Source organism: Nocardia sp. NPDC050799 (assembly GCF_040654015.1).
GTDB lineage: Bacteria > Actinomycetota > Actinomycetes > Mycobacteriales > Mycobacteriaceae > Nocardia.
Genome location: NZ_JBFAHF010000037.1, coordinates 47,969 through 73,615, shown reverse-complemented (window position 1 = coordinate 73,615; position 25,647 = coordinate 47,969). Strand labels below are relative to the sequence as shown.

Sequence of the window (25,647 nt, the reverse complement as noted above, 5' to 3'; positions counted from 1 at the left end):
CCTCCACACGGGGGTATGAAGAACCGAAACCAAATTAAATATTTGGCACTGACATTCATCAACACACTATTGAGTTCTCAAAGAACACACGCACACATTTCAGCGACTGGACTCAACCAGGGCTTCAATGGGGCAGGTTTTCCAGCTTAACCGTCCAGTGGCTCAGAGTCAAACTCCGCGCTTCGGCCGGCCTGTCAGGCGTTCCTCGTACTACCTCGTTGTCCCTGGTCCCTCCGGCTCGGCGTTTCCGCCTCGCTCCGGGCCCCTGGTCGGTGTCCGTGTCGCTCTGACGTTGAATAAGTTACGCGGCGGGGAACGCCACGTCAAATCGCCACTTCGGCAGGGCGTTTGCGCAGTTCAGAGGCTTGCCGAGAGGCGATCAGGGGGGCTGGATCGCCGAAGTGTGACCCAGCCCACCAAGATCAATCTTCAGAGGCCCGCCGGGCACCCGCGAAATTCCGCTTGCCACGGCGCAATACGAGCCATTGTCCGTGCAGGTAATCGCTGTTTTCCGGAGTCCAATCGAGATCCTTCACGCGCTCGTTGTTGACCGATGCGCCCCCCTCGTTGACCGCTCGACGGGCCGCGCCACGGCTTTCGCACAGCCCGGACGCCACCAGTAGATCGACGATCGTGTCGCTCCCGGGCACGACTTCGGCGACCTTCCCGTCGACAGCTGCTTCGCGCAACGCCGCGGCCAGGGTCGGCTCGTCCAGCGCCCGGAGCTCGCCACGCCCGAACAGCGCCTGACTCGCCAGCTGTACCGAGCGGGTGTTCCCTTCTCCGTGCACCAGCGTCGTCATCTCCGCCGCCAGCCGGCGCTGCGCCTCGCGGGCATGTGGCCGCTCGGCGGTGGCCTCCTCCAATTCGGCCAGCTCGGCGCGGTCCAGGAAGGTGAACCAGCGCAGGTACCGCACGACATCGGCATCGGCGGTGTTCACGAAGTACTGGTACCAGGCGTAGGGGCTGGTCAGCTCCGGGTCGAGCCAGAGGCTGCCGCCGCCGGTCGACTTGCCGAACTTCTTCCCGTCTGCGGAGGTCACCAACGGCACCGTCAGCGCGTGGACGGCGGCACCGTCCACCCGCCGGTTCAGTTCCACGCCGGCGATGATGTTGCCCCACTGATCAGAGCCACCGACCTGCAGGACACAGTCGTGCGTACGGCGCAACTCCAGGTAGTCGTTGGCCTGCAACAGCATGTAGCTGAACTCGGTGTAGGAGATGCCCTCCCCGTCCAGGCGCCGTTTGACGGTGTCGCGGGCGAGCATCACGTTGACCGAGAAGTGCTTGCCGATATCGCGCAGGAAATCGATCGCGCTCAGCGAGCCCGTCCAGTCCATGTTGTTCACGATCAGCGCGCCGGTCGGTGAATCGTCCAGGTCGACGAATCGCTCGAGTTGCGAACGGATCCGATCCGCCCAGGCGGCGACGGTATCGGCGGAGTTCATCGTGCGCTCACCGACGTCGCGCGGGTCGCCGATCAATCCGGTGGCGCCACCGGCCAGCACAATCGGCCGGTGGCCGGCCCGCTGAAACCGTTTCAACGCCAGCAGCGGCACCAGATGGCCGGCGTGCAGACTGGCCGCGGTGGGATCGAAACCGGCATAGAGATTGCGCGGGCCCGAGCCCAGCGCCTCCCGGAGCGCGTCGAGGTCGGTGGACTGCGCGATCAGCCCGCGCCAGGTCAGTTCGTCGATGATGTCGCTGCTCACGGCTCCATCTTCGCCTACGTCCGCAACCACATAACCCCCGGTGCGGCCATCGCCACCGCACCGCGCCGGCGGGCCGGAGACGACCCGGCGAGCGGCGGGAGCACTGCGCGAGGCAGGGCCGCGGTGGTGCCTGCGCTGGGATGACGCCGGAAGCTCAGCCGGGCCGGCAGTTACTCTCCCGTCCACCGGAAACGACCACGGCCCGGAACGAGCGAGTGGTGTTCGCGGAATCGACCGCGTCAGCGGTCCGACCTCCGAAGCGGAGCAGCGATCCCGGCCGGGCGAGCCCGGCGGGTATCGGCGAATACCGCCGCGAGCACCGTGGCGAAGGACGGTCCGTCGAGCTGGAAGATCCGGGTCGCCGCGGCAGGCAGGGCCGGGACCGTGCCGGCAACCACCCCACCCGCCCGGGACAGGCGGATCTGCCCGGCAACGCGGGGAAGCGACGACCGCGGACGACGTTACGATCGCGCCGGGGTTCTCCGCAGAGAGCCCGGTCGCACGCGGGTGTTGCCTGTGGAGCGACCGGCCCACGGGAGGCGCCGGTCAGGCGGATTCATCCATCCGCGGGGCGCGTGGGCTGCGGCGGTAGGTGGAGACGGCCGGGGAGTCGGGCAGCCAGACTCGCCAGGGGCGATCGGCTTCACTGCTCACCCCGACGCGCGGTCCGGCGGAGATCCGCGCCGGGTCGATCGGGCGGCCCAGTTCCAGCCGGACCGGGGATCCGGGATCGAAGACATCGGTGCCGTAGTCGGCCAGGCCGATGCCGAGCGCGCTCCCCAGGTTGCCCGGGCCCTTGGCCAGGTCCGCTTCGGTGCGGGCGCCCGGCCGGCGGCCGCGCACCGTCTCGTGACCGTCGATGATCTCGGCGGCCCGTAGCAGCACGCCGCCGGCCACACCGTCCGGTCCGCTGATGATGTTGACGCAGGTGTGCATGCCGTAGCTCAGATAGCAGTAGAGGTGGCCGGGCGGACCGAACATCACCGCGTTGCGCGGGGTCCTGCCGCGGCCGGAATGGGCGGCCGGGTCGTGCCAGGGGCCGGCCGGATCGCCGCCGTATGCCTCGACCTCGACGATGCGGGCGCCGACCGGGCCCGACCACAGAATCGCGCCGAGCAGACGCTGGGCGGCGGTCAGCGGATCAACTGCCAGTTCCTCAGCACTCACGGCGTGGATTGTCGCAGCCTGCGCCGACCAGGTGCCGCGCGGGCATCAACGGCGGAGATCCCCGGCACAGGTAAGCGGGGTCGACAGATTGATCACGCCTGGGTCTTGCGGGCCGAGACCCGTCGGCGAATAATTCATCGGAGAATGAATTCAACACCTGATGAATAGAGGCCGACCATGCCGGATACCGGCGCAACCGCCGCGGTGGAGGTGCGCAACCTCACTGTTCGGCGCGGCAAACGCGAAGTGCTACACGATATTTCGCTGACCATTCCGCGCGGTTCGATCACCGGGCTGCTGGGTCCGTCCGGCTGCGGGAAGACCACGCTCATGCGCAGCATCGTCGGAACCCAGCTGGTGGCGGCCGGGGAGATCACCGCACTCGGACTGCCCGCGGGCAGCGCGGCGCTGCGGCGACGGATCGGATACGTCACCCAGGCGCCGAGCATCTACGCCGATATCAGCGTGCGCGACAATGTCACCTACTTCGCGGCGCTCTCCGGAGCCGGCCGGGACGCTGTCGACTCCGCCCTCGGCGCGGTCGGGCTGCTCGACCATCAGTCGCAGCGCGGCGACGAATTGTCCGGCGGACAACAGACCCGGGCCTCGCTCGCCTGCGCGCTGGTGGCCGGACCGGAACTGCTCGTTCTCGACGAACCCACGGTCGGATTGGACCCGGTGCTGCGGGTGGAGCTGTGGAAACAGTTCCACGAACTGGCGGCGGGCGGGACAACCCTGCTGGTGTCGAGCCATGTGATGGACGAGGCCGAGCACTGCGACCGCTTGCTGCTGCTGCGCGAAGGCGATCTGCTGGCTCAGCTGAGTCCCGACGAGCTTCGGGAACACACCGGTGAACAGAACCTGGAACAAGCGTTTCTCGCCCTCATCACGATGGGAGCTCCGGTATGAGCGGGCAGCGAGCGGCATCGACCACCATCCCGGACGTCGGCCGGACGGGGTCCGGTGGGCCCTACTCGAGTGGACCCCGCCCGGGGCGGGCGTATCTGGCCACGACCACCCGGATTCTGCGGCAGCTGCGCAACGATCACCGGACAGTGGCGATGATCCTGGTGGTACCGGCCCTGCTGATGGCCCTGCTCTACTTCATCTACCGGGATGTTCCCACCCCGCCCACACAGTCCGCGACCCCGTTCGACCGCATCGGGATCAGCATGCTCGGCATTCTGCCGTTCATCGTGATGTTCCTGATCACCGCGATCGCCATGCAGCGCGAACGCACCTCCGGAACGCTGGAACGACTGCTCACCACACCGCTGAGCAAACTCGACCTGCTCGGCGGATACGGCACGGCGTTCTCCCTCGCGGCCGCCGCGCAGGCGGCGGTGGCCTGCCTGGTGTCGTTCGGTCTGCTGGGCCTGGACGCCGCCGGGAACCCCGGATGGGTCGTGCTGATCGCGATGGTGGACGCAGTGCTGGGGGTCGCGCTGGGGTTGCTGTGCAGCGCTTTCGCCCGGACAGAATTCCAGGCGGTGCAGTTCATGCCGCTGGTGGCGGCGCCCCAGATCTTTCTGTGCGGCCTGCTGGTACCGCGCGCCCAGCTGCCGGACTGGCTGGAGGTGATCAGCAATGCCATGCCGCTCAGTTATGCGGTCGACGCGCTGCACGAAGTCTCGGTGCACACCGACCCGACCGGGCTGATGTGGCGGGACCTGGCGATCGTCGCGGCGTTCGCGGCGGTCGCCCTGTGCCTGGGTGCGGCCACGCTACGCCGCCGTACCGCATGAGCGCGGCGGAGCCCACCGGCCCGCGTCCGATCCGGCCGGGCCGCCGTCCCGGCCGGTCCGGGACTCGGGACGCGATCCTCGCCGCCGCCCGGGAGCGGTTCGCGAAATCCGGATTCGACAAAACCTCCATCCGGGCGGTCGCGGCGGACGCCGAGGTGGATCCGGCGCTGGTACACCACTATTTCGGGACCAAGCAGCAGCTGTTCGCCGCGGTGGTGGAACTCCCGGTGGACCCGGAGATCGTGCTGCGGCAGGTCGACGCGGTACCACTGGACCGGCTCGGCGAAACCATTATCGCCGCGGTGGTGGGCCTGTGGGATTCCCCGGCGGGCGCCGGCGCGGTGGCGCTGGCCCGCAGTCTGGTGGCGAGCGGAGATACCTCGCTGGCCCGCGATTTTCTCCTGTCGGTGGTGCTGGAGCGGGTGCGGCAGCGGATCGCGACCGATTCCGACGACGGCCGGCTCCGGGTGGCGTTGGCCGCCTCACAGATGGCGGGCCTGGTGATCTCCCGGAAGATCCTGGCGCTCCAGCCGGTGAGCGGACTGCCGCTGCCGCAGCTCGTCGCGGCCGTCGGGCCCACGGTGCAGCGCTATCTCACCGGGGATCTGGGTCAGGACTCGGCCGCCGCCGGTGAGCCCTGACCCGGGGAGTCACTCCCCGTACTGGCGGGCGAAATCGGCGTGCTCGGCGTCGTCGACCGGACGCGCCTCGTCGGCGAGCAGCACCGGGATACCGCTGTCGATCGGGTAGGCCAGGCGCAGTCGCGGGTTGTACAGCAGATCCGCGCCGTCGGCGGCGCGCACCAGATGCAGCTGACCTTTGTCCTGCGGGCACGCCAGCAGACTCAGCAGGGTGGGGTCCAGAATGGTTTCCTCCGACATGGGGTTCAACCTACCGGTCGGCGGAACGAGAGAGAGCGGTGGCCGAAATAGCTGCCGACCGCGACCGCGCCCATCACCACGACCGCGGCCGGCGCTCGGGGACAACCGAGCGCTGTGACAGCGAGTTCGAGCAGCAGGGCGTTGGCAACCAGTCCGCCGCTGTGGACGGCCGCGAACGCGGCGAAATCCCGCAGTACCCGGCCGCGGACCCGGAACACGAGGTTGCGGTGCAGAACGAAGGCGATCCCGACACCGGTGGCGTACGCGGCGGCGACCGCCACCGACGGCGGTACGGCGGTCCCGAGTAGCCACAGCCACCCGACGGTCAGGCCGATTCCCATCGCCGTGTTCACGGCCCCGACGACCGCGAATGCAAGTTCCTGCCGACGCACCAGCCGGAGCAACGGACCCGGGTCGGCGGGTTCCGCGAGCGGGCTGTCGCGCGAGGTGGCCGGGTGTCCGGCGGAATCGCTCACGGGCGCGCGACGACGGGGCCCGGCCCACCTGCGACCGAGTCGGTGGGCGGCGGAGCAACCGGGTCAGCCGGCGGAGGCGTCAGGTCCTCGGGAGAAGCCACCGGGTCGGCGGGCGGTGCAGCCGGGCCGACAGGAGAAGCCACCGGATCGGCGGGCGGTGCAGCGGGCGGGCGGGTATGACGTCGGCGGCCGCGCCGGTGGCCGGTCTCCAACAGCGCGAGACCGAGCAGTCCGGCTGCCGCGAGCGCGGCGCCGATCTTCCAGCCGGGCGGCCGCCAGGTGAGTTCCAGTTCGCCCCCGCGGGTGCCGGACGGGATGTCCACGGCGACGAAGCTGTCCGCGACCACGTCGATCGGGAGCTGCCGGCCGTCGAGGTGCGCGCGGTACCCCGGCCAGCCCAGCCGGGCGAAAACGATTCGCCCGCCGGCGGGCGAATCGACCCGGACCCGGCTGGTGGTGTCGGACTCGACGGTGGCGCCGACGGTGACACTTTCGATGTGGGCTACCCGGCCGGTGCGTCCCGAGACCGGGCCGGTTTCGCGTTCGAGGACCGCGATGTACTGCTCGTGCCCCGGATAGTCCACCCATTTCCAGCCCGTGGGCGCGGGTTGTTCGCGCGCCCCGGGGAACAGCGCGCGCTGCAGGACCACGCGGTCGACGAGCATCAGATCCACCAGGGGCCGCCCGGTCTCGGGTTCCGGCGCGAAGGCCCGCCGGTAGGCGTCGGGGCAGACGCTGACGTCCCAGCGCATGCACAGCAGATGGCCGAAGTAGAAATGACCGTTGGGTGTGTAGCCGCCCACATAGTCGGCCTCCAAGTTCTTCGCGTAGTTACCAAAGGCCAGCGAACCGTAGGCGCCGTCGAGGGTGCGTTCACCAGGGGCGATCAGCGCCCGGTCGCCCAGTTGCAGGGTGGTACCCGGGAAATCGGGGAAGGCCGCTTTCATCTCCGACCGTGTCGCGGGCAGATTCCAGCTCATGGGCGTGGGCTGGGCCGCGTGCACCTGGAGATAGGCGATCGGCGCCACCGCGGCCAGCGTGAGCAGACACGCCGCGGCCCGCCCGCGGGTCCGGCCCAGCCACACCACGACCGCCCCCAGCGCGCCCACCCCGGCCGCGGCCATCAGGTGGCCGAGCACCTGCTCCGGCGCGGCCGCGGCGGAACGCGCCAGTAGCAGGACGACCAGTACCGCGGCGGCGCTACCGCGCCCGCGGGTTCCGGCGACCGTGCCGAACCGGCCGAGCAGCACACACACCAGCACCAGTAGCGCCAGCGCGACCATCGGCAGGACCCGGGCCGGCCAGCGCAGCGGGCCCATGGTCCCGGGCCCGGCGGTCCACAGTAGAGTCAAGACGGCGAAAAGGGCCGGTCCGCTCAGCTCCCGCGCCGCGCCCGCGGCGCGTTTCCAGTCGACGAAAGCCAGCGCCGGGATCAGGAACCAGGCGATATAGACCATGGGTAGTGGCTGCACGTATCCCCACCAGGAGGTGAAGGCGGGCAACGTACTGGGCAGGCTGGCATTCAACGATTCCGACCACGGCACGGCCAGGAACTGGTCGTTGCGGACCTCGGACGCACCGCGCCAGGTGACATCCGCGGTGAGCAGACTCGGTAGATAGGTCGCCAGACCGGCCGCCGCCGCGCATCCGGCCACCAGGGCGAGCCGGACCACCGGCGCCCATTGCCGCCGGTACACGAATTCGCCGATGAGCACGGTGGCGAACAGCACGGCCGCTTCCACCGCGGGAAACACGTACTGCACCGAGATAGTCAGGTAGAGGAAGACGAAAACCGGGACGGGCCCCCCGCGACCGCGGGCGTAGCGCACCCCCGATGCCCAGGCGTGTACCAGCCAGGCGGTTCCGGTGAACGCGGTCATCCAGCTGGCGGCGTCGAAGAACAGCAGGAAACCGCTACAGGGGAAGGCCACTCCGGCCACCGCCGACCAGGCCGGGCGGCCGCCGTAGGCCAGGCAGACCCGGTAGACGCCGAGCCCCAGCACGACCGCGAATACCAGTTTGACCAGGCTCGCGTACAGCGCGAGATCGTCCACCGAGACCGCGAGCAGATCGATCAGCAGCTGCGGTGGATTGAGCAGACCGGTTTCCTCGATCGCGTAGTTGCCGGCCAGCCAGTTCTCCGGCACCAGTACCGGAAACCTGCCCTCCCGCAGGGCACGGCCGGTCATCACCCACAGCGGCGCGTACTGGGACTCGGTGTCGTCGGTGTAGAAATGCCGGGAATTCGCCAGGAGGACAGCGAGATAGGCCGCGAGCACCCCCGCCGCGCACACCAGACCCCACCGGAACACATCCCGCCGATTCTCGGCTCGACCATCCGCCACGGGTCCCAGACCCTACCGCCCGCAGCGGGTTCCGCGGCCGGAACGACGCGCTTGGCGAATCTGCCCGCACCGTCCGCACCGCACCTGCTAAAGTTCGCATTTCTCGGGCTCACCAGCGTCATCGAGACCCGGCACGCGTTATCCACCGTCGAAAGTCGATCTCGCCAATGCCGTTTTCTCCCAGTTTCGCGTCCGCCCGGACCGCCGATCGGCCACCGGCGGCCCGCTCCGTCCCCGATCTCGCCACCGCGGCCCTACGGTCCGAATCCGCTCCCCCGCCCCCGGGCTTCGAATCCGATTCGCCCGAAGTATGCGGTATTTCGGTGGTGGTCCCGGTGTACCGCGGCGAACAGACCGTCGCCGCCCTCGTGCGGGAACTGGACGCGCTGGGCGTGCCCACCACGACACCCGGCGGGATCGGCTTCCGCGTCGCGGAGATAGTGCTGGTCCACGATCACGGCCCCGACCGCTCCGATCTCGTGCTGCAGCGGCTTGCCCGCGAATACCCGCAGGTCCGAGTGATCTGGTTGAGCCGCAACTACGGACAGGACGCGGCCACCATCGCCGGGCTGGCCGCCGCCCGGAGCCGCTGGGTCGTCACCATGGACGAGGACGGGCAGCACGACCCGGCCTGTCTCGCCGCGTTCCTGGATGCCGCGTATCGCGAACGCGCCGACCTGGTCTACTCCCGGCCTACCAACACCCGGCCGCACGGTCCACTGCGCAACCTCACCTCACGCGGCGCGAAACTGGTGCTGGCCACCCTTTTCGCCTTCCCCGCCTCCACCCGGTTCGAGAGTTTCCGGCTGATCCGCGGCGATATCGGGCGCCGGCTCGCCGAGGTCGCGGCCAACGGCGCCTATCTCGATGTCGCACTGACCTGGGTCGTGGGCCGGACGGCGACGGTCCCCGTGCTGTTGCGCACCGAGGGCCGGGCCGAATCCGGTTACAACTACCGGCGACTGTTTTCGCTGTTCTGGAAGATGGTGCTGTGCACCGGAACTCGCGGGCTGCGCCTGGTGAGCCTGCTCGGTGTGACACTGGCACTGGCCGGGGCGGTGCTGGCCGGCGTGATCATCTACACGGCGCTGACCGGCGCCGGCGCCGACCCGGAGGGCTGGGCCTCCATCATCGTGGTGCTGCTGCTGTGCTCGGGGGCGGTGCTGTTCTCACTCGGCCTCATCGCCGAATACCTCGGGGTGGTCCTGCACATCCTGGTCGGCAAACCGCTGTATCTCATGGTGGAATCACCGACGCCCCGGCCACCGGGCGAGAGTACGGCCACGGCCGGGCACCGGCCCGCCGAGGCGGCGGCCGGGTGAGCGGGCGGATCATCTTCAGCCGGCCCTATCGGTCGGCCGCGGAACTGTCGAATGTGACCGCCGTACTCGATTCCGACCACTGTCACGGTGACGGCCCGTTCACCGCCGCGGCCACCGCGAAACTCGCCGAGATCACCGGAGCCCGGCACGTTCTGCTGACCACCTCGTGCACCCACGCGCTGGAACTGGCCGCGCTCCTGCTCGAACTGGGACCCGGCGACGAGGTGATCGTGCCGAGTTTCGCCTTCACCTCCACCGCCGCGGCCTTCGCGGTCCACGGCGCGACCTGCGTTTTCGTCGATATCGACAGCACCACCGGCAATATCGACCCGCAGGCCGCCGCGGCGGCGATCACCGATCACACCAAGGCGATCGTGGTCATGCACTACGGCGGAGTGGCCGCCGATATGGCCGCCCTGCGATACCTGGCCGACCGGCACGGTCTCGCACTCATCGAGGACAACGCCCACGGGCTGGGCGGCACCTGGCGGGGGCGTGCGCTCGGCACCCTCGGCACGCTGGGTACCCAGAGTTTCCACGACACCAAGAACGTGCACTGCGGCGAGGGCGGGGCACTGCTGCTCGCCGACGACATCCTGATGGGCCGCGCCGAGATCATACGGGAGAAGGGCACCGACCGCGCCCGGTTCCTGCGCGGTCAGGTGGACAAGTACTCCTGGCAGGACATCGGGTCCAGTTATCTGCCCAGTGAGCTCAATGCCGCCGTGCTCGACGCCCAGCTCGCCGAATTCCACACCATTCAGCGCGCCAGGCACCGGGTGTGGCACACCTACGCGGCCTGGCTGGGTTCCTGGGCGGCCGAGTACGGGGTGGCGCCGATGTCGGTGCCGCCGGACCGGCGCCACACCGCGCACCTGTTCTATCTGCGCATGCCGACCGAAGAGGCCCGCGACGGCCTCATCCGGCATCTCGCCGACCGCGGGATCGTGGCGCCGTTCCACTATGTACCGCTCGACTCCAGCGCGGCGGGGCTCAAATACGGCCGGACGCCCTATCCGTGCACCCGCAGCGCCCGATTCGCGGCGAGCATCGTCCGGTTACCGCTGTGGCCCATGCTCACCCGGAGCCAGATCCACCGGGTACTCGACGCGGTCACCGCGTACCGATGCTGAACCGGACGCGGCCGACCGCAGGTCACAGCCTGCCGGGGCCGCTCTCGGTGAGCACCTCGTAGCTCTCCGATTCCGGCTCGTACCACCAGGTCAGCGGGCCCGGCCGCGGGCCGCCCGCCGCCTTGACCGCATGCGCCGACGGCCGGAACGACGGACTGCGCGGAATATCGTCGACCACATAGACGATGTCCGGGCGCTGGTCGGGCGCCAGCGAGCGCAGGGCATCGGTGATATCGCCGGGTTCGAGGCGGAACCCCGGTCGTACACTCACCGCCGCGACGGCCAGCACCCGGTCATGCGCGGGCAGCGCGAAGGCCACTTCCATATCGACGGCGGCGACATCGTTGAGCACATCCACGATCGGCTGGGTGAACACCGGTCCGCGGCGGGTCCGGATGACGGTGTCGATACGGTCGACCAGCCAGTAGTCGCCGTCACTGTCGCGCCGGAACAGATTCTCGGTGGGCAGCCAGGAGTCCTCGGGGTCGAAGACACCGCGCAAACCGCCCAGCGACAGGTCCACACTCGCCCCGGCCGAACCGATCAGCAACCCGACCTCATTGTCGGCGCACCGCCGCGCGTACCCGTGGTCGTCGACCTGGACCTGGCCGGATACCGGATCGAAGGCCACCAGTTCCACCCGCGCGGTCCCCGGCACCGGCCGGCCCTTGCAGCCGAATTTCACCCCCGGCACATTCGCCAGCACCACATCGCCCTCGATGGAGGCGTAGAACTCGAGCACCCGGGCTGGGGCGAACTGTTCGACGGTGCGACGCCACAGACCGGCGGGCATCCCCGAGCCGATGAACAACCGGACGGGATGCGCGTGCCCCGCCGGGAAAACCTCGGCGTCGAGAATATCGCGCAGCATCGTCCACGTGTACGTCACGACCGTGACCCCGTAGCGGTGGACTTCTTCGGCGAAACGACCCGGATCCAGGGACCGGGCCAGCGCGATCCGGCTCCCGCCGGCGATCGCTCCGCCCAGGCTCACCAGCAGCCCGGACGAATGGTGCAGCGGCGCCAGGCAGTACACCGTGTCCTTGTTGTCCAGATCGGCCGCGGAGGCGGTACCGAATGCCGACAGCGCCCACCGGTGGTTGGTGATGTATTTGATGTCCAGTCGGTCACCGACACCGGCGACCAGGATGAAGGCGAGCTCCCGCGCGCGTCCCGGGTTCGGGCGGTACCAGCCCGGCACCCGGACCCGCTCGGGATCGATCTGCTCGAGATCCACGAGATCGGTCCCGGCGGGCACCGCCAGGCCGCGGGCGTCGCCGCCGCCGAGGACGAACACCCGGGCACCGGTGGCGACGGCGTGGTGCATGTTCTCCGGGTCCGAGACCAGCACCGTGGTCCCGGTCTGCGCGAGCGCGGTGTTCAGATCGCTCTCGGGTGCCATGAGTACCGCGACAGCACCGATACGCGACAAGGCCGCCAAGGTCACCAGCGCGCTGGGCCGGGTCTCCATCACCACCCCGACCCGGGTCGCGGGCCGGATCCCGACCGAGATCAGACCGCGCACCACATTGTCGATCCGGATATCGACAGCGGCATTGGTGTGTACCCGGTCGTCGAAGAGGAAGCATTCGCCGCGCGGCGACCGGCGGGCCTGTTCGGCCATCAGCCGGCCGATGGAGATCCGGGTCGTCGATTCGATCGTGCCCAGGCGGGTCAGCCTGGGCAGCGTGCGCGCGGCGCCCTCGACCACGCCCACCGATCCGCGCAGCGTATTGGCGGCCAGATGTTCGAGAGTGCGGCCCACCTCGGCGCCGGCCTCGGCCAGCGCCGCCGCGGTGTGCACCGCGCGGCGCAGGGCGGTACGCGGCACCCCCTCGGCGACGTGATCGGTCATCGGCACGATCTCGTCCGGCAGCGGATTACCACCCTCGACCCAGCCCACCCAATCGCGCACCTGGGGCCAGGTGAACTTGGTGGCGACCGATCCCGCGACGAGACCGAAATGGCCTGAGACCAGCGTCGACTCGTAGACCTCGGCCCGCGGCGCGGCCCGGACGATCCCGCGCACCGCCGCGGGCTGACCGATCTCGTCCACCTCGCCGAGGAACGCCAGGATCGGGCATTTCAGATCGGCCAGTGAGATCGGCTGGTCGCGGATGACGAAACCGCCCAGCATCATGCGGTTGTGCACCACGAACTGTTTGAGCAGATCGGCCGCGGCGGGCCCGGCGTAGCCGATCCAGCCCTCGTTGGTCAGGAAGCGCCGCTGCCGTTCCTTCGGCAGCAGTGCTTCACGGTCGTGCAGCTGGCGCAGGAAATCGATCCGCGCCTTGGCGGTCTTCACCGGGTCGAGGAGCTGAAATCCGATCCGCACCATCCGATCGGTGATCGGCAGCCGGGGCACGACATGGTCGGCGGCGAAGTCCACCAGATCCGATACCGCGGCATGCGGCAGGCCCAGCGGCATCCCGGCCACGATATCGACGGGGCTGCCGAAGGTCACGATGCTCGCGATTCCCTTGCTCGCCCGGAAGGCCGCGGTCTGGTAGGCGAACATGCCGCCCTGCGAGTACCCCATCAGATGCACGTCGCGGCCGGTCTCGGCACAGACCGTATCGATCGCGGTGTTCACCGCGAGCACGTGATCGGCGAGATCGCGTTTCCAGCCGCCCTCCTCCACCGACGGTGAACCGAAATCGATGACCCAGCAGTCGATACCGCTGCGGTGCAGGATCCCGACCGCGCCGTCGTCGCCGTTGACGTCCCAGATATCGGCGCTGACCATGAGCGGCGGTACGAACAGCACCACCGGACCCGCGGTGGGGGCCCCGGGGAAGTAGTGGCGCAGCCGGTACATGGGCCGCCGCTCGGCGATCTCGAACGGCGAGGACTCGGTATCCCTGCCCAGTCCGCCGAACCGGATCACCTCGAGCCCGTTCTGCGCGGTCGACATCACCCGCCGCGCCGTCCCCGCCAGACCTCGCACACTCAACTTCACGTTCCGCTCCCAGCCCTACCTGTGGCGTGGCATACCTCACAAACCCTTCGGTATGCACAAAGCCTGCCATATCGCACCCCGTACCCGTGAGGTCCGTTGTGACATCTACATCATGTACCCGGCGCCTCGCCGGGACCCCGCGCCCGCGCCGATAGGGTGATGATCGTGACCGACCCGACCCTCCCGCCGGCCCGTCCGGCCGCCCCCACCGACCGGGAAACGCTGCCCGTCGAGCTGGTGGACTCCGCCGGCAACACGGTCGGCTCGTGCCCGGTGGCCGAGGCCCACCGGGCGCCCGGCCGCCCGCACCGGGCGTTCTCGGTGCTGATCTTCGACACCGCGGGCCGGACGCTGCTGCAGCAGCGCGCGCCCGGTAAGACGCGATTCCCCGCACGCTGGTCGAACACCTGCTGCGGTCATCCCGCCCCCGGCGTTCCCGTCACCGAGGCGGCCGGAATACGGCTGCTCGAAGAGATGGGGTTGCGCGTACCGCTGACCGAGGTCGGTATCTACAGCTACCGGGCGGGTGATCCGCGTACCGGGTTCGTCGAGGACGAATGGGATCACGTGCTGGTGGGCGTGCTCGACGATGCGCGCCCGGACCCGGACCCGGCCGAGGTCGCCGACTACCGCTGGGTGCGCCCGGAGGAGTTGCGCGCCCGGCTACGCGAGGACCCGGAGGGGTTCAGCCCCTGGCTCGCCGGAGTACTGGAGATCGCCGCCGCCGGGCCGCCGGTTCCGGCCTGAGCCTGCAGCCGGTACGGCACCGGATGTCGTCGACGAATTCATGGTTTCTACATCCCGGCCGAGCCCAACGCCTGCGCGATACTGCCGAGAAAATTGGACACAGTGATATAAGCCACCGCGAGTGCGACCAGTATGAACTCCATGCCGACTTCATCGGCCGACAGCGACCGGGCGTTATCCCGGCCTCTCCCGTCGTCTCATCGCGTGGCCGGGAGGTTTTTGATAGCCAGATGCGCATATCTAGGTAGTCGCATCTTTTGTGGTGAGCCGCCCAGGATGTCTTCGCTGTAACGCATCGAGTAGCGGCGCCGAGGCCGACAACGACGGCCGGGCCGCCGGCACGCGCGTACTGGGACGTCTCTCCGCCCCGACCGCGCGGGCCGGCCGGTTTGCCGGAGCCGGTCCCCCGGACGGCCCGCCGCCCGGACGCCGGATCAGGCCAGCCAGCTCCGAACATCGTCGACGGCAGCGCGGATCTCGCCGAGCTGTTCGGCGACCCGCTCCCCCGCCGTGCCACCGCGGGCATTGCGCGACGCGACGGAGCCGGCCACCGTCAGCACCTCACGCACCTGCGGGGTGAGCGCCGGATCGATCGCCGCGAACTCTTCATCGGTCAGCTCGTCCAGACCGGCCCCCCGCGCCTCGGCGGTCCGGACACACGCGCCGGCCGCTTCGTGCGCGACCCGGAACGGCACCCCGTGCCGGACCATCCATTCGGCGATATCGGTCGCCAGGGTGAAACCGGCAGGCGCCAGCTCGGCCATCCGGCCGGTGTGGAAAGTGAGCGTGGAGACCAGGCCGGCGATCGCGGGCAGCAGCAGTTCCAGCTGGGCCACCGAGTCGAACAACGGTTCCTTGTCCTCCTGCAGATCCCGGTTGTAGGCCAGCGGCTGGGCCTTCAGGGTGGCGAGGAGCCCGGTGAGGTTGCCGATCAACCGGCCCGCCTTTCCGCGGGTGAGTTCGGAGACGTCCGGGTTCTTCTTCTGCGGCATGATCGACGAACCGGTCGACCAGGCGTCGGCGAGGGTGATGTAGCCGAATTCCGGCGTACTCCACAGAATGATCTCCTCGGCCATCCGGCTGAGATCGACCCCGATCATCGCGAGGACGAAGGCGGCCTCGGCCGCGAAATCCCGGGCCGAGGTGGCATCGATGGAATTGGCGGCCGCGGCGGTGAAATCGAGTTCGGCCGCGATGGCCTCGGGATCGAGGCCGAGCGAGGACCCGGCGAGCGCACCGGACCCGTACGGCGAAACGGCGGCCCGCTTGTCGAAATCACGCAGCCGGTCGATATCGCGCACCAGTGGATGCGCGTGGGCGAGCAGATGGTGGGCCAGCAATACCGGCTGCGCCGCCTGCAGATGGGTTTTGCCCGGCATCACCGCGTCCGGATACGCCCCGGCCTGGTCGGCGAGGGCGTCCACCACCGTCACCAGTCCGGCCGCGATACGCCGTACCGCGTCCCGCAACCACATCCGGAACAGCGTGGCGACCTGGTCATTGCGGGAACGACCGGCGCGCAACCGCCCGCCGAGCTCCGGGCCGACCCGGTCGATGAGTCCGCGCTCGAGCGCGCCGTGCACGTCCTCGTCCGATTCCGCGGGCGCGAAGGCGCCGGAGGCGACATCGGCGGCGAGCCGGTCCAGGCCGGCGAGCATGGCGCTCAGATCGGCCTCCGACAGCAGCCCGGCCTTGTTCAGCACTCGGGCATGCGCCTTGGAGGCGCGGATATCGTAGGGCGCCAGTGCCCAGTCGAATTGGGTCGATTTGCTCAGCGCCGCCATCGCCTCGGCGGGACCGGAGGCGAACCGCCCACCCCACAACGCGCCCTCGTTGGTGCCCACTACCTCTCCCACGTCTCGGTTGGCCGTACCGGCTGCGCTGTGCGTTACTTCTGGTTCAGATCCCGCTTGGCCGCGACCTTGGAGGACAGGCCGTGGATCTGCACGAAACCCTTGGCCAGCGACTGGTCGAAGCTGTCGCCCTCGTCGTAGGTGGCCAGGTTGAAGTCGTAGAGCGACTGGTCGCTGCGCCGGCCGTTGATCGTGACGTTCCCGGCATGCAGCACCATCCGGATATCGCCGGACACATGCTGCTGGGTCTCCACGACGAAGGCGTCCAGCGCCCGCTTCAGCGGCGAGAACCACAGGCCGTCGTAGGCCAGCTCACCCCAGCGCTGCTCGACCTGCCGCTTGTAGCGGCCGAGCTCCCGCTCCAGGGTCACGTTCTCGAGCGCGCGGTGCGCGGTGATCAGCGCGATGGCGCCGGGGGCCTCGTAGATCTCGCGGCTCTTGATACCGACGAGCCGGTCCTCGACCATATCGAGCCTGCCCACACCCTGCCGACCCGCGCGGCTGTTCAATTCGGTGATCGCCTCGAGCACGCTGACCTGGCGGCCATCGATGGCGACCGGAATGCCGCGTTCGAAGGTGACGATGAGTTCGTCGGGCGCCTCGAAGTTGACGGTCGGGTCGGTGGTGTAGTCGTAGACGTCCTTGGTGGGCGCGTTCCAGAGGTCCTCGAGGAACCCGGTCTCGACCGCGCGGCCCCAAACGTTCTGGTCGATGGAGAACGGCGACTTCTTGGTGACATTGATCGGGAGCTTGTTCTCCTCGGCGAAGGCGATGGCCTTCTCCCGGGTCCAGGCGTAGTCGCGGACCGGGGCGATCACGTTCAGGTCGGGCGCCAGGGCGCCGATTCCGACCTCGAAGCGGACCTGATCGTTGCCCTTTCCGGTGCAGCCGTGCGCCACGGTGTCCGCACCGTGGAACTTGGCGGCCTCCACCAGATGCTTGACGATGAGCGGACGGCTGATGGCCGATACCAGCGGGTATTCACCCTGGTAGAGCGCGTTGGCCTGGATGGTCGGCAAGCAGTACTCGTCGGCGAACTCGTCGCGGGCGTCCACGACGACCGCTTCGACGGCGCCGCAGTCCAGCGCGCGCTGACGCACCACGTTCATATCCTCGCCGCCCTGCCCCAGGTCGATGGCCACGGCCACGACCTCGGCGCCGGTCTCCTTGCCGATCCAGCTGATGGCCACGGAGGTGTCCAGCCCACCGGAGTAGGCGAGTACGACGCGATCGGACATGTTCTGGTGCTCCTCGGATGATGTTCGGTGGTGCGGGGTGATGTTCTGCGTGCGCGGCCCGCCGTCGTCCCAGCAGTATGCTGTCCCGTTGCCGTATCGGCTCGCGCCGCCGCTACAAATGATTATGCACGATGGTGCAATCTCATTCATAATCGGGGTGGCAATGCCCACTACCTGGCGGTATATCGAGCCCAGGATCGGTCGCGATCGGCGTTCGACCCTTCCCCGCCCACCTGCCTTATGAGACGCTGATCACATCGATCGGCGCTCGACAGACAGAGGAGGACGAACCGTGCAGATGTTGCAGCAGTGGGCGCAGGACAATTACGAGACGATCGGTTACTACGTCGTCACCCTCGGCAACGCCGCCCTGGCACTCGGCAAATCCGGTATCGAGATGGCCACCCCGTTCCTGCAGGATCTGGTCAACAACCGCTGAGCGCCGCTCATTACCCGGCAGCTCCCCTATACGGGTCCCGCACCCGAAAGTGCGGTAGCGTCACGGCGTTCGGACGGGAGCGGAAGGAGCGGCGGTGCTGGGGGTGGGCACGACCTTCGCCGGATACCGGATCGAAGGGGTGCTGGGTCAGGGCGGTATGGGAACGGTGTACCTCGCCCGCCATCCGCGGCTACCACGCAGTGTCGCGTTGAAGCTGCTCAACCGGGAGGTGAGCACCGATACCGAACTCACCCGCCGGTTCGAACTGGAAGCCGATGTCGTCGCCCGGCTGGAGCATCCGGGAATCGTCGGAGTGTTCGACCGTGGCACCGACGACGGGCACCTGTGGATCGCCATGCAATACATCCGGGGCAGCGACGCAGCGACCTGGGACGCCCGCGCGCATCCGCCCGCGACCGCGATCCGGTTACTCGGCGAGACCGCTGCGGCACTCGACTACGCGCACAGCCGGGGCGTACTGCACCGTGATGTGAAGCCGGCCAACATCCTCATCGCCGATGCCGAGTCGCTGCGGGAATCGCATGCGGTGCTGACCGATTTCGGTATCGCCCGGCTCACCGACGCCAATACGAAACTGACGGCCACCGGCGCGTTCACCGCCACCCTCGCCTACGGCTCCCCCGAACAGTTGTCGGGTGCGGCGGTCGACCACCGTTCCGATCAGTACTCGCTGGCCTGCACCCTGTTCGCGGTGCTCTCCGGTCGGCCCCCGTTCGCCGCCACGAACCCCGGCCAGGTGGTGATGGGGCATATCTCGCAACCACCGCCGCGGCTCACCGCCACCCGCCCCGACCTGCCCACCTCCGTCGACGCGCTGGTGGCCCGCGCCATGGCCAAACAGCGCGACGAACGGTTCCGCAGCTGCGGCGAGTTCACCACCGCCGTCCGTGATGCCCTGGGGGGCAGGCATATCGCGGCGCCCCCGGCGACATCCGTACCGGCCGCGCCACCGGCGCTCGCCCCGGCTCCGCCGGAATTCCGCGCGAGCCACATCTCCCGGCCGCAACCGCGGCCGGTACGGCAGCGGGTGGTGACCGATCCGCGGCCGCCGGTTACGGGCCCGCGGCAGCCGGGCGCCCGGTCGTGGCCGCAGCCGCAGGCAGCCGGCCCGAAGCCGGGACGCGGGACCGCTGTCACCGCCGGTCTTGCCACCCTGCTCGTCGCGGTGTTCCCGGTGTTCGTCTTCTGTGTCGGGCTGGTGGAGACAGCCCGGACGGTCACCCAGGGCGCTCCGGCCGGGCGCGCGGACCTCGTCTATTCGGTGCTCGCACTCGTGTTCATCGGGGTCGTCTCCCTGCTGTGGGTCGGCGCCGGCCTGCTGTTGCTGACGGGCAGACGATCGGGTCGCGTGCTGACGCTGGTGAGCTCGGTGATCGGCGTGCTCTCGGCGATCGCCGGAACGGTGGCCGCCGTCGCCGCGCGGGAGCCGGCGGTCCTGGCGCTCACCGGTCCGTTGCTGGTGCTGTCGGCGGTCGCGTTCGGCTGCGTCGTGTCCCGCGCTACCGGGCGGTGGGTGTCGTATCGCACGTCCGTGCGGGCCGGCGGACCCAGGTACTGACCGGCCGGGTGCGGCCGCGCGGGTCAGGCGAGGTTCTCGATCTTCGCCGCCAGTTCGGCGCCGGTGAGGGGCTCGCGCGCGATCACCGCGATGGTGTCGTCCCCGGCGATAGTGCCGACGATATAGGGCAGCGAGGCCCGATCCAGGGCGCTGGCCAGGAAATGCGCGGCGCCCGGCGGGGTGCGCAGGACCGCGATGTTACCGCTGGAATCGGTGGAGACCAGCAGATCACCGAGCAGTTTGGCCAATCGCCCGGTGCCACCGGTGACCCCGCGCACCGGGCTGCCGTCCTCCGGCACCACGTACACCCCGGCGCCGCCGTCGGCGGCCCGGAGTTTCACCGCGCCCAGTTCGTCCAGATCACGCGACAGCGTCGCCTGGGTGGTCTCGATCCCCTCCGCGGCGAGCAGGGTGGCGAGCTCGGTCTGACTGCGCACCGGATGCGCGGCCAGCAGCGCGATGATCCGCGACTGCCGGCCGGCGCGGGTGGCGGCGGTGACCGGTCCCGTCGAATCTATTCGGGCCTCGCTCATCGTCGTCGTGCGTCCTTGCGTGCCAGCAGCCACACCAGCAGCGCTTTCTGCGCGTGCAGCCGGTTCTCCGCCTCGTCCCAGACCACGCTCTGCGGCCCGTCGAGTACCTCGTCGGTGATCTCCTCGCCGCGATGCGCGGGCAGGCAGTGCAGCACCATGGCATCGGCACCGGCCCGCGCCAGCAACTCGGTGTTCACCTGGTACGACCGGAACGGGCCGATCCGGTCCAGGCCGTCGCTCTCCTGACCCATGGAGGTCCAGGTGTCGGTGACCAGCACGTCGGCGCCGGCGGCCGCGATCAGCGGGTCCTCGGTGACGACGATGCTGCCGCCGGTTTCGGCGGCACGGGCTTCGGCGGCTTCGATCACCGCGAGCGCCGGGAGGAAACCCGCGGGGGCGGCGATCCGCACGTGCAGTCCGGCGGTGGCCCCGCCCAGCAGCAGCGAATGGGACATATTGTTGGCGCCGTCCCCGAAATAGGCCAGCCGCAGCCCGCGCAGACCGCCCTTGTGCTCGGTGATGGTGAGCAGATCGGCCAGCACCTGGCAGGGATGGAATTCGTCGGACAGCGCGTTGACCACCGGAACCGTGGCGGTGGATGCCATCTCCTCCAGCCGCTGCTGGCCGAAGGTCCGCCAGACGACGGCCTCGACATAACGCGACAGGACCCGCCCGGTATCGGCCAGCGTTTCCTCGCGCCCCAGCTGGGTGGTCTGGCCGTCCACCACGATCGCGTGCCCGCCGAGCTGGGCGATACCCAGCTCGAAGGAGAACCGGGTGCGGGTGGAGTTCTTGTCGAAGATCACCCCGACACCGCGCGGGCCTTCCAGCGGACGGTGCGCGAACGGGCTTTTCTTCAGTTCGGCGGCCAGCGCCAGCACCTCTGCCTGCTCGGCGGGTGTCAGATCGTCGTCACGCAGGAAATGGCGGACAGCGGTGGCCGGTGGTGGGGAGGCGGTCATCCGCGCGGTCCTTTCGTTTCGGCCAGCACCTCGTCGAGAATCCCCGGCAGATCCAGCACGAGATTGTCGGCCTGGGTTTCGGTGAGCACCAGCGGCGGCGCCAACCGGATCACATCGGGTTTGGCCGGGTTCACCAGATACCCGGCGGCCCGCGCGTGGGCCTCGACCCGGGGCGCTACCGGAGCCGTCAGCCCGATCCCGATCAGCAGTCCGGCCCCGCGCACATCGGCGATCAGCGGATGCTCGAGCACCGCGATCCCGTCGCTGAGCCGTTTACCCACCGATTCCACGTGCTCGAGCAGCCCGTCGTCCTCGAGCGTGCGCAGCACGGCCAGGGCCGCGGCCGCGCAGACGGGATTACCGCCGAAGGTGGTGCCGTGCATACCGGGCGTGAACAGTTCGGCCGCCGGCCCGATGGCCAGCACCGCCCCGATCGGCAGACCGGCGCCCAGCCCCTTGGCGAGGGTGATGACATCGGGGGTGATACCGAACGACTGGTGCGCGAACATTTTGCCGGTGCGGCCGATACCGGTCTGCACCTCGTCCAGGATCAGCAACGCCCCGGCCCGCGCGGTGATCTCCCGAGCGCGCACCAGATAGTCCATCGGTGGTACCACCACACCGCTCTCGCCGAGCATCGGCTCGAGGAAGACCGCGGCGGTATCGGAATCGACCGCGCGCTCCAGGATCCGCGCGTCGCCGTAGGGGATGTGCACCACTCCGGGCGGCATGGGTTCGAACGGCGCGCGTTTGGACGGCTGGCCGGTGAGCGCGAGCGCGCCCATGGTGCGGCCGTGGAACGCCTCGTCACAGGCGATGATCTTGCGGCGGCCGGTGAGCCGGGCCAGTTTGAAGGCCGCCTCGTTGGCCTCGGTACCCGAGTTGCAGAAGAAGGCACGACCGTCACCGTCACCGAAATGCCCGAGCAGCCGCTCGGCGAGCTCGATCACCGGTTCGCTGCCGTACAGGTTCGAGACGTGGCCGAGCGTGCCGAGCTGGTCCATCACCGCGTTCAGAATGGCCTGATGTGCGTGACCGAGGCTGTTGACCGCGATCCCGCCCACGAAATCGACGTAGCGGTTGCCGTCCGCGTCGTACACCACCGCGCCGGTCCCCCGGGTCAGTACGACCTCCGGCGTGGGGTAGTTGCGCATCATCACGTTCGACCAGCGTTGCCGCAGTTCCGCAGTGTTCATGCTCTGACTCCGTTTTCCTCGTTCGCCGGCAGTGTGACCATGGTCCCGATTCCCTCCCCGGTGAAAAGCTCCAGCAGTACCGAATGGGGTAGGCGACCGTCGATGACGTGTGCGCCCGATACGCCACCGCGGACCGCGCGCAGACATGCCTCCATTTTGGGGACCATCCCCGCGTCCAGGGACGGCAGCAGGTCGGCCAGCGCGTCGGTGTCGATCACGCTGGTCAGCGAGGAGCGGTCGGGCCAATTCGTGTACAGGCCCTCGACGTCGGTGAGCACCACCAGTTTCTCGGCGCCGATCCCTTCGGCCAGCGCGGCGGCCGCGGTATCGGCGTTGATGTTGTGCACCACACCGTCGGCGTCGGGGGCGATCGTGGACACCACCGGGATCCGGCCCGCGCGGATGAGATCGAGCACCGAATCCGGGTGCACATCGGTCACATCGCCGACGAGTCCGATATCGGTGGCCTCCCCGTCCACGAATACCGTGCGGCGGGTCGCGGTGAACAGCCGGGCGTCCTCACCGGAGATCCCGACGGCGTAGGGCCCGTGCGCGTTGATCAACCCGACCAGTTCCCGGCCGACCTGGCCGAACAACACCATCCGCACCACATCCATCACCTCCGGTGTGGTGACCCGGAACCCGCCCCGGAACTCCCCGGTGAGGCCGAGGCGTTTCAGCATGGCCGAGATCTGCGGTCCGCCCCCGTGCACCACCACCGGGTGCACGCCGACGGTGCGCAGGAAGGCCATATCGGCGGCGAAGGCGCGTTTCAGGCCATCGTCGATCATGGCGTTACCGCCGTATTTCACGACCACGATCTTGTCTCGGAATTTCTGCAGCCAGGGCAGCGCCCCGGCGAGGATATGAGCTTTGTCCAGCGCGGACAGTTCGTGCAGCGCGTCGGTCATGAGCTGTAGGCCGAATTCTCTTCGACGTAGCCGTGGGACAGGTCGGTGGTGCGGACCGTGGCGGTGCCGTCGCCGAGGCGCAGATCGACGACCACATGGATATCGGCGCCGGACAGGTCGACCTCGCGCGCGCCGGGCGCGCCCGTGCCGTCGACGCAGACCGGGAAGCCGTTGAACGACACCGAGATCAGGTCCGGGTCCAGTTCGATGGGCGCGGTGCCCACCGCGGCCAGTACTCGACCCCAGTTCGGGTCGGAGCCGAACATGGCGGTTTTGACCAGGCTGTCCCGGGCGATGATCCGGGCCGCGACGAGTGCGTCGTCCTCACTGCGCGCGCCCTCGACCGTGACCAGTACCCGCTTGGTGACACCTTCGGCGTCGGCCATCAGCTGACCGGCCAGATCGTCGCAGACCGCGAGCACGGCCGCATCCAGTTCGTCCTGGGTGGGCGTGGACTCACTGGCGCCGTTGGCCAGCAGCAGGACCGTATCGTTGGTGGACATCGCGCCGTCCACATCGAGGCGGTCGAAGGTGAGCCGGGTGGCGCGCCGCAGCGCGGTGTCGAGTTGTTCGGCACTCGCCACGGCATCGGTGGTCAGCACGACCAGCATGGTCGCCAGGCCGGGGGCGAGCATGCCCGCGCCCTTGGCCATTCCGCCGACGTTCCACTTGTCCGGATGGTGCAGGGATGCTTCTTTCGGCACGGTGTCGGTGGTCATGATGGCGTGCGCGGCATCGGTGCCACCGGACATCCCGCCGCCCATCTCGTGCACGATCTCGGTGACCGCGGGCAGCAGTTTGTCCATCGGCAGCCGGTCGCCGATGAGGCCGGTGGAGCACACCGCGATCTCTCCCGCCCCGGTTTCGGTGCCCCAGTTGCTCAGCGCCGCGGCGAGTTCCTCGGCGGTGCGATGGGCGTCCTGGAAGCCCTCGGGTCCGGTGCAGGCGTTGGCCCCACCGGAGTTCAGGATCACCGCGCGCAGCCGTCCGGCCTTCAGGACCTGCTGCGACCACAGCACCGGTGCGGCTTTCACCTTGTTGGTGGTGAAAACACCGGCCGCCGCGTAGTCGGGGCCCTCGTTGAACACGAGCGCGAGATCGGGGCCGCCCTTGGCCTTGATACCCGCGGCGATCCCGGCGGCCCGGAAGCCCAGCGGTGCGGTGACGCCCTGGTTGTGCACGAGGTTTCCGTTCTGGTCGGTGGTCACGGTGCCACTCCTACGGTGGACAGCCCGGCGGTTTCGTCGAAGCCGAGCGCGAGGTTCATGGACTGCACCGCACCGCCGGCGGTGCCCTTGGTCAGATTGTCGATCGCACCGATCACCACCAGTAGACCCGCGTCGGCATCGACGGCGACCTGCAGCGTGACAGAGTTGGCGCCCAGCACCGACCCGGTCTGGGGCAGGATGCCCTCGGGCAGCAGATGGACGAAGGGCTCGTCGGCGTAGGCCTTCTCGTAGACGGCGCGTGCCTCGGCCGCGTCCACCCGCACCGGCGCGGTGCAGGTGGCGAGAATTCCGCGCGGCATGGGCGCGAGTACGGGGGTGAACGACACCCGGACCGGGGCACCGGCGACCGCCGACAGGTTCTGCGTGATCTCCGGGGTGTGCCGGTGCGCACCGGCCACGCCGTAGGCCCGTGCGGACCCCATGACCTCGGATCCGAGCAGGCCGACATCGAGTTTGCGGCCCGCCCCGGAGGTGCCGCTGACGGCGACGACGTGCACCGTCGGCTCGACGATGCCCGCGGCGACCGCGGGAGCCAGCGCCAGACTGCTGACCGTCGGGTAGCAGCCGGGGACCGCGATCCGGGTGGCGCCCCGCAACGACTCCCGCGCCCCGGGCAGTTCCGGCAGGCCGTACGGCCAGCTCCCCGCATGGGGTCCGCCGTAGTAGCGATCCCAGGCGGCCGGGTCGGTGAGCCGGAAATCGGCACCGCAGTCGATGATCACCGTGGATTCCGGTAGCTCGGCCGCCAGTGCCGCCGACTGTCCGTGCGGCAGGCCGAGGAACACGATGTCGTGTCCGGCCAGTTCGGCGGCCGTGGTCGGGGCGAGGATCCGGTCCGCCAGCGGCAGCAGTTGCGGCTGCAGTGCGCCCAGGGCGGTACCCGCGTTGTTACCGGCGGTCAGCGCCCCGATCTGGAGGCGCCCGGCTCGGTACTCCGGATGCCCCAGCAACAGACGCAGCACTTCCCCGCCCGCGTAACCACTGGCACCGGCGACGGCCACGCGCAAGGGTCCGTTCCGGTCGGGCATATCCGTGAGATCAGCCATGTCATGATTATGCACGACCATGCAAGCTCATTCACAAACCGGTCCCCCGACCCCATTTCCACACCCGTCGACACCCTCACGACATCGGCTAACATTTAGAACATGTGTTCGAATGGCAGGCTTCGAGACCGGCTCGGCGCCCTGGAGCAGGTCGTCGACGCACTGCTCTCCTGC

At 69.2% G+C, this 25,647-nt stretch carries 23 protein-coding genes; 8 read left to right on the top strand and 15 right to left on the bottom strand.

What is annotated here, in order from left to right; translation table 11 throughout:
• Positions 1-422 precede the first annotated feature (422 nt).
• The 3 genes from tyrS to AB0H42_RS29435 form a co-directional block, all read right to left on the bottom strand.
• Complete coding sequence (gene tyrS, locus AB0H42_RS29445; RefSeq protein WP_357061990.1) at positions 423-1,712, bottom strand: tyrosine--tRNA ligase; 1,290 nt, start codon at positions 1,710-1,712, stop codon at positions 423-425.
• A gap of 239 nt (positions 1,713-1,951) precedes the next feature.
• Positions 1,952-2,110 carry a hypothetical protein gene (locus AB0H42_RS29440; RefSeq protein WP_357061988.1) on the bottom strand — a complete coding sequence of 53 codons (159 nt, stop codon included), beginning with the start codon at positions 2,108-2,110 and terminating at the stop codon, positions 1,952-1,954.
• A gap of 148 nt (positions 2,111-2,258) precedes the next feature.
• Entirely contained in the window at positions 2,259-2,888 is a 630-nt protein-coding gene (locus AB0H42_RS29435; RefSeq protein WP_357061999.1) for a DNA-3-methyladenine glycosylase, read from the bottom strand.
• A gap of 168 nt (positions 2,889-3,056) precedes the next feature.
• Here AB0H42_RS29435 and AB0H42_RS29430 point away from each other — a divergent pair, with 168 nt between their 5' ends.
• The 3 genes from AB0H42_RS29430 to AB0H42_RS29420 are packed head-to-tail and all read left to right on the top strand — an operon-like array spanning position 3,057 to position 5,265.
• Positions 3,057-3,788, top strand: a complete 732-nt coding sequence (locus tag AB0H42_RS29430; RefSeq protein ID WP_357061985.1) for an ABC transporter ATP-binding protein — start codon at positions 3,057-3,059, stop codon at positions 3,786-3,788.
• Complete coding sequence (locus tag AB0H42_RS29425; RefSeq protein ID WP_357061983.1) at positions 3,785-4,624, top strand: ABC transporter permease; 840 nt, start codon at positions 3,785-3,787, stop codon at positions 4,622-4,624. Before AB0H42_RS29430 ends, AB0H42_RS29425 begins: the two co-directional genes overlap by 4 nt.
• Positions 4,621-5,265 (top strand): TetR family transcriptional regulator, encoded by a 645-nt coding sequence (locus AB0H42_RS29420; RefSeq protein ID WP_357061980.1) that lies wholly within the window; start codon positions 4,621-4,623, stop codon positions 5,263-5,265. The genes AB0H42_RS29425 and AB0H42_RS29420 overlap by 4 nt, the downstream gene beginning before the upstream one ends.
• Before the next feature lie 9 nt (positions 5,266-5,274).
• Here AB0H42_RS29420 and AB0H42_RS29415 read toward each other — a convergent pair whose 3' ends face one another.
• Genes AB0H42_RS29415 through AB0H42_RS29405 form a run of 3 tightly spaced genes read right to left on the bottom strand, consistent with a single transcriptional unit; the run spans position 5,275 to position 8,293 of the window.
• Complete coding sequence (locus tag AB0H42_RS29415) at positions 5,275-5,505, bottom strand: Trm112 family protein (RefSeq protein ID WP_265807026.1); 231 nt, start codon at positions 5,503-5,505, stop codon at positions 5,275-5,277.
• A gap of 5 nt (positions 5,506-5,510) precedes the next feature.
• The gene (locus tag AB0H42_RS29410; RefSeq protein WP_357061978.1) at positions 5,511-5,981 is read right to left on the bottom strand and encodes a GtrA family protein; all 471 of its coding nucleotides are present in this window, start codon (positions 5,979-5,981) and stop codon (positions 5,511-5,513) included.
• Positions 5,978-8,293 (bottom strand): hypothetical protein, encoded by a 2,316-nt coding sequence (locus tag AB0H42_RS29405; protein WP_357061996.1) that lies wholly within the window; start codon positions 8,291-8,293, stop codon positions 5,978-5,980. The genes AB0H42_RS29410 and AB0H42_RS29405 overlap by 4 nt, the downstream gene beginning before the upstream one ends.
• Before the next feature lie 200 nt (positions 8,294-8,493).
• Between AB0H42_RS29405 and AB0H42_RS29400 the strand changes: the two genes are divergently transcribed.
• Positions 8,494-9,648 (top strand): glycosyltransferase, encoded by a 1,155-nt coding sequence (locus tag AB0H42_RS29400; protein ID WP_357061976.1) that lies wholly within the window; start codon positions 8,494-8,496, stop codon positions 9,646-9,648.
• A complete protein-coding gene (gene rffA / locus AB0H42_RS29395; protein WP_357061973.1) occupies positions 9,645-10,781 on the top strand; it encodes a dTDP-4-amino-4,6-dideoxygalactose transaminase in 1,137 nt (378 codons plus the stop codon). Before AB0H42_RS29400 ends, rffA begins: the two co-directional genes overlap by 4 nt.
• 22 nt (positions 10,782-10,803) lie before the next feature.
• Here rffA and AB0H42_RS29390 read toward each other — a convergent pair whose 3' ends face one another.
• A complete protein-coding gene (locus AB0H42_RS29390) occupies positions 10,804-13,740 on the bottom strand; it encodes an AMP-binding protein (protein ID WP_357061970.1) in 2,937 nt (978 codons plus the stop codon).
• A 165-nt stretch (positions 13,741-13,905) separates the two neighbouring features.
• On the opposite strand from AB0H42_RS29390, the gene idi reads away from it, so the two are divergent.
• Positions 13,906-14,487: an isopentenyl-diphosphate Delta-isomerase gene (gene idi, locus AB0H42_RS29385; RefSeq protein WP_357061968.1), complete on the top strand. Its 582-nt coding sequence runs from the start codon at positions 13,906-13,908 to the stop codon at positions 14,485-14,487.
• A gap of 434 nt (positions 14,488-14,921) precedes the next feature.
• Here idi and argH read toward each other — a convergent pair whose 3' ends face one another.
• Both argH and AB0H42_RS29375 read right to left on the bottom strand, forming a co-directional pair.
• Positions 14,922-16,343: an argininosuccinate lyase gene (argH, locus tag AB0H42_RS29380; RefSeq protein WP_357061965.1), complete on the bottom strand. Its 1,422-nt coding sequence runs from the start codon at positions 16,341-16,343 to the stop codon at positions 14,922-14,924.
• A 32-nt stretch (positions 16,344-16,375) separates the two neighbouring features.
• A complete protein-coding gene (locus tag AB0H42_RS29375) occupies positions 16,376-17,578 on the bottom strand; it encodes an argininosuccinate synthase (RefSeq protein ID WP_357061962.1) in 1,203 nt (400 codons plus the stop codon).
• Between the two features lie 292 nt (positions 17,579-17,870).
• Here AB0H42_RS29375 and AB0H42_RS29370 point away from each other — a divergent pair, with 292 nt between their 5' ends.
• Both AB0H42_RS29370 and AB0H42_RS29365 read left to right on the top strand, forming a co-directional pair.
• A complete protein-coding gene (locus tag AB0H42_RS29370) occupies positions 17,871-18,017 on the top strand; it encodes a hypothetical protein (protein ID WP_357061959.1) in 147 nt (48 codons plus the stop codon).
• A 94-nt stretch (positions 18,018-18,111) separates the two neighbouring features.
• Entirely contained in the window at positions 18,112-19,596 is a 1,485-nt protein-coding gene (locus AB0H42_RS29365; RefSeq protein ID WP_357061956.1) for a protein kinase, read from the top strand.
• A 23-nt stretch (positions 19,597-19,619) separates the two neighbouring features.
• Here AB0H42_RS29365 and AB0H42_RS29360 read toward each other — a convergent pair whose 3' ends face one another.
• From AB0H42_RS29360 to argC, 6 genes are read right to left on the bottom strand one after another with little or no spacing between them, the layout of a single operon-like run.
• Complete coding sequence (locus AB0H42_RS29360) at positions 19,620-20,129, bottom strand: arginine repressor (RefSeq protein ID WP_357061953.1); 510 nt, start codon at positions 20,127-20,129, stop codon at positions 19,620-19,622.
• Positions 20,126-21,091 (bottom strand): ornithine carbamoyltransferase, encoded by a 966-nt coding sequence (gene argF, locus AB0H42_RS29355; protein ID WP_357061950.1) that lies wholly within the window; start codon positions 21,089-21,091, stop codon positions 20,126-20,128. The genes AB0H42_RS29360 and argF overlap by 4 nt, the downstream gene beginning before the upstream one ends.
• On the bottom strand, positions 21,088-22,287 hold the full coding sequence (locus tag AB0H42_RS29350) for an acetylornithine transaminase (protein ID WP_357061948.1): 1,200 nt from the start codon (positions 22,285-22,287) through the stop codon (positions 21,088-21,090). The genes argF and AB0H42_RS29350 overlap by 4 nt, the downstream gene beginning before the upstream one ends.
• Positions 22,284-23,198 (bottom strand): acetylglutamate kinase, encoded by a 915-nt coding sequence (gene argB / locus AB0H42_RS29345; RefSeq protein ID WP_357061945.1) that lies wholly within the window; start codon positions 23,196-23,198, stop codon positions 22,284-22,286. The genes AB0H42_RS29350 and argB overlap by 4 nt, the downstream gene beginning before the upstream one ends.
• A complete protein-coding gene (argJ, locus tag AB0H42_RS29340; protein ID WP_357061942.1) occupies positions 23,195-24,406 on the bottom strand; it encodes a bifunctional glutamate N-acetyltransferase/amino-acid acetyltransferase ArgJ in 1,212 nt (403 codons plus the stop codon). The genes argB and argJ overlap by 4 nt, the downstream gene beginning before the upstream one ends.
• Complete coding sequence (gene argC / locus AB0H42_RS29335) at positions 24,403-25,455, bottom strand: N-acetyl-gamma-glutamyl-phosphate reductase (RefSeq protein ID WP_357061994.1); 1,053 nt, start codon at positions 25,453-25,455, stop codon at positions 24,403-24,405. The genes argJ and argC overlap by 4 nt, the downstream gene beginning before the upstream one ends.
• Between the last annotated feature and the right edge of the window lie 192 nt (positions 25,456-25,647).

What these genes read in the sequence shown, in the direction of transcription:
- AB0H42_RS29430 (WP_357061985.1), top strand. Translation starts at nt 3,057, where the DNA reads ATGCCGGATACCGGCGCAACCGCCGCGGTGGAGGTGCGCAACCTCACT.
- AB0H42_RS29425 (WP_357061983.1), top strand. Translation starts at nt 3,785, where the DNA reads ATGAGCGGGCAGCGAGCGGCATCGACCACCATCCCGGACGTCGGCCGG.
- AB0H42_RS29420 (WP_357061980.1), top strand. Translation starts at nt 4,621, where the DNA reads ATGAGCGCGGCGGAGCCCACCGGCCCGCGTCCGATCCGGCCGGGCCGC.
- AB0H42_RS29415 (WP_265807026.1), bottom strand. Translation starts at nt 5,505, where the DNA reads ATGTCGGAGGAAACCATTCTGGACCCCACCCTGCTGAGTCTGCTGGCG.
- AB0H42_RS29400 (WP_357061976.1), top strand. Translation starts at nt 8,494, where the DNA reads ATGCCGTTTTCTCCCAGTTTCGCGTCCGCCCGGACCGCCGATCGGCCA.
- AB0H42_RS29375 (WP_357061962.1), bottom strand. Translation starts at nt 17,578, where the DNA reads ATGTCCGATCGCGTCGTACTCGCCTACTCCGGTGGGCTGGACACCTCC.
- AB0H42_RS29360 (WP_357061953.1), bottom strand. Translation starts at nt 20,129, where the DNA reads ATGAGCGAGGCCCGAATAGATTCGACGGGACCGGTCACCGCCGCCACC.
- argF (WP_357061950.1), bottom strand. Translation starts at nt 21,091, where the DNA reads ATGACCGCCTCCCCACCACCGGCCACCGCTGTCCGCCATTTCCTGCGT.
- AB0H42_RS29350 (WP_357061948.1), bottom strand. Translation starts at nt 22,287, where the DNA reads ATGAACACTGCGGAACTGCGGCAACGCTGGTCGAACGTGATGATGCGC.
- argB (WP_357061945.1), bottom strand. Translation starts at nt 23,198, where the DNA reads ATGACCGACGCGCTGCACGAACTGTCCGCGCTGGACAAAGCTCATATC.
- argC (WP_357061994.1), bottom strand. Translation starts at nt 25,455, where the DNA reads ATGCCCGACCGGAACGGACCCTTGCGCGTGGCCGTCGCCGGTGCCAGT.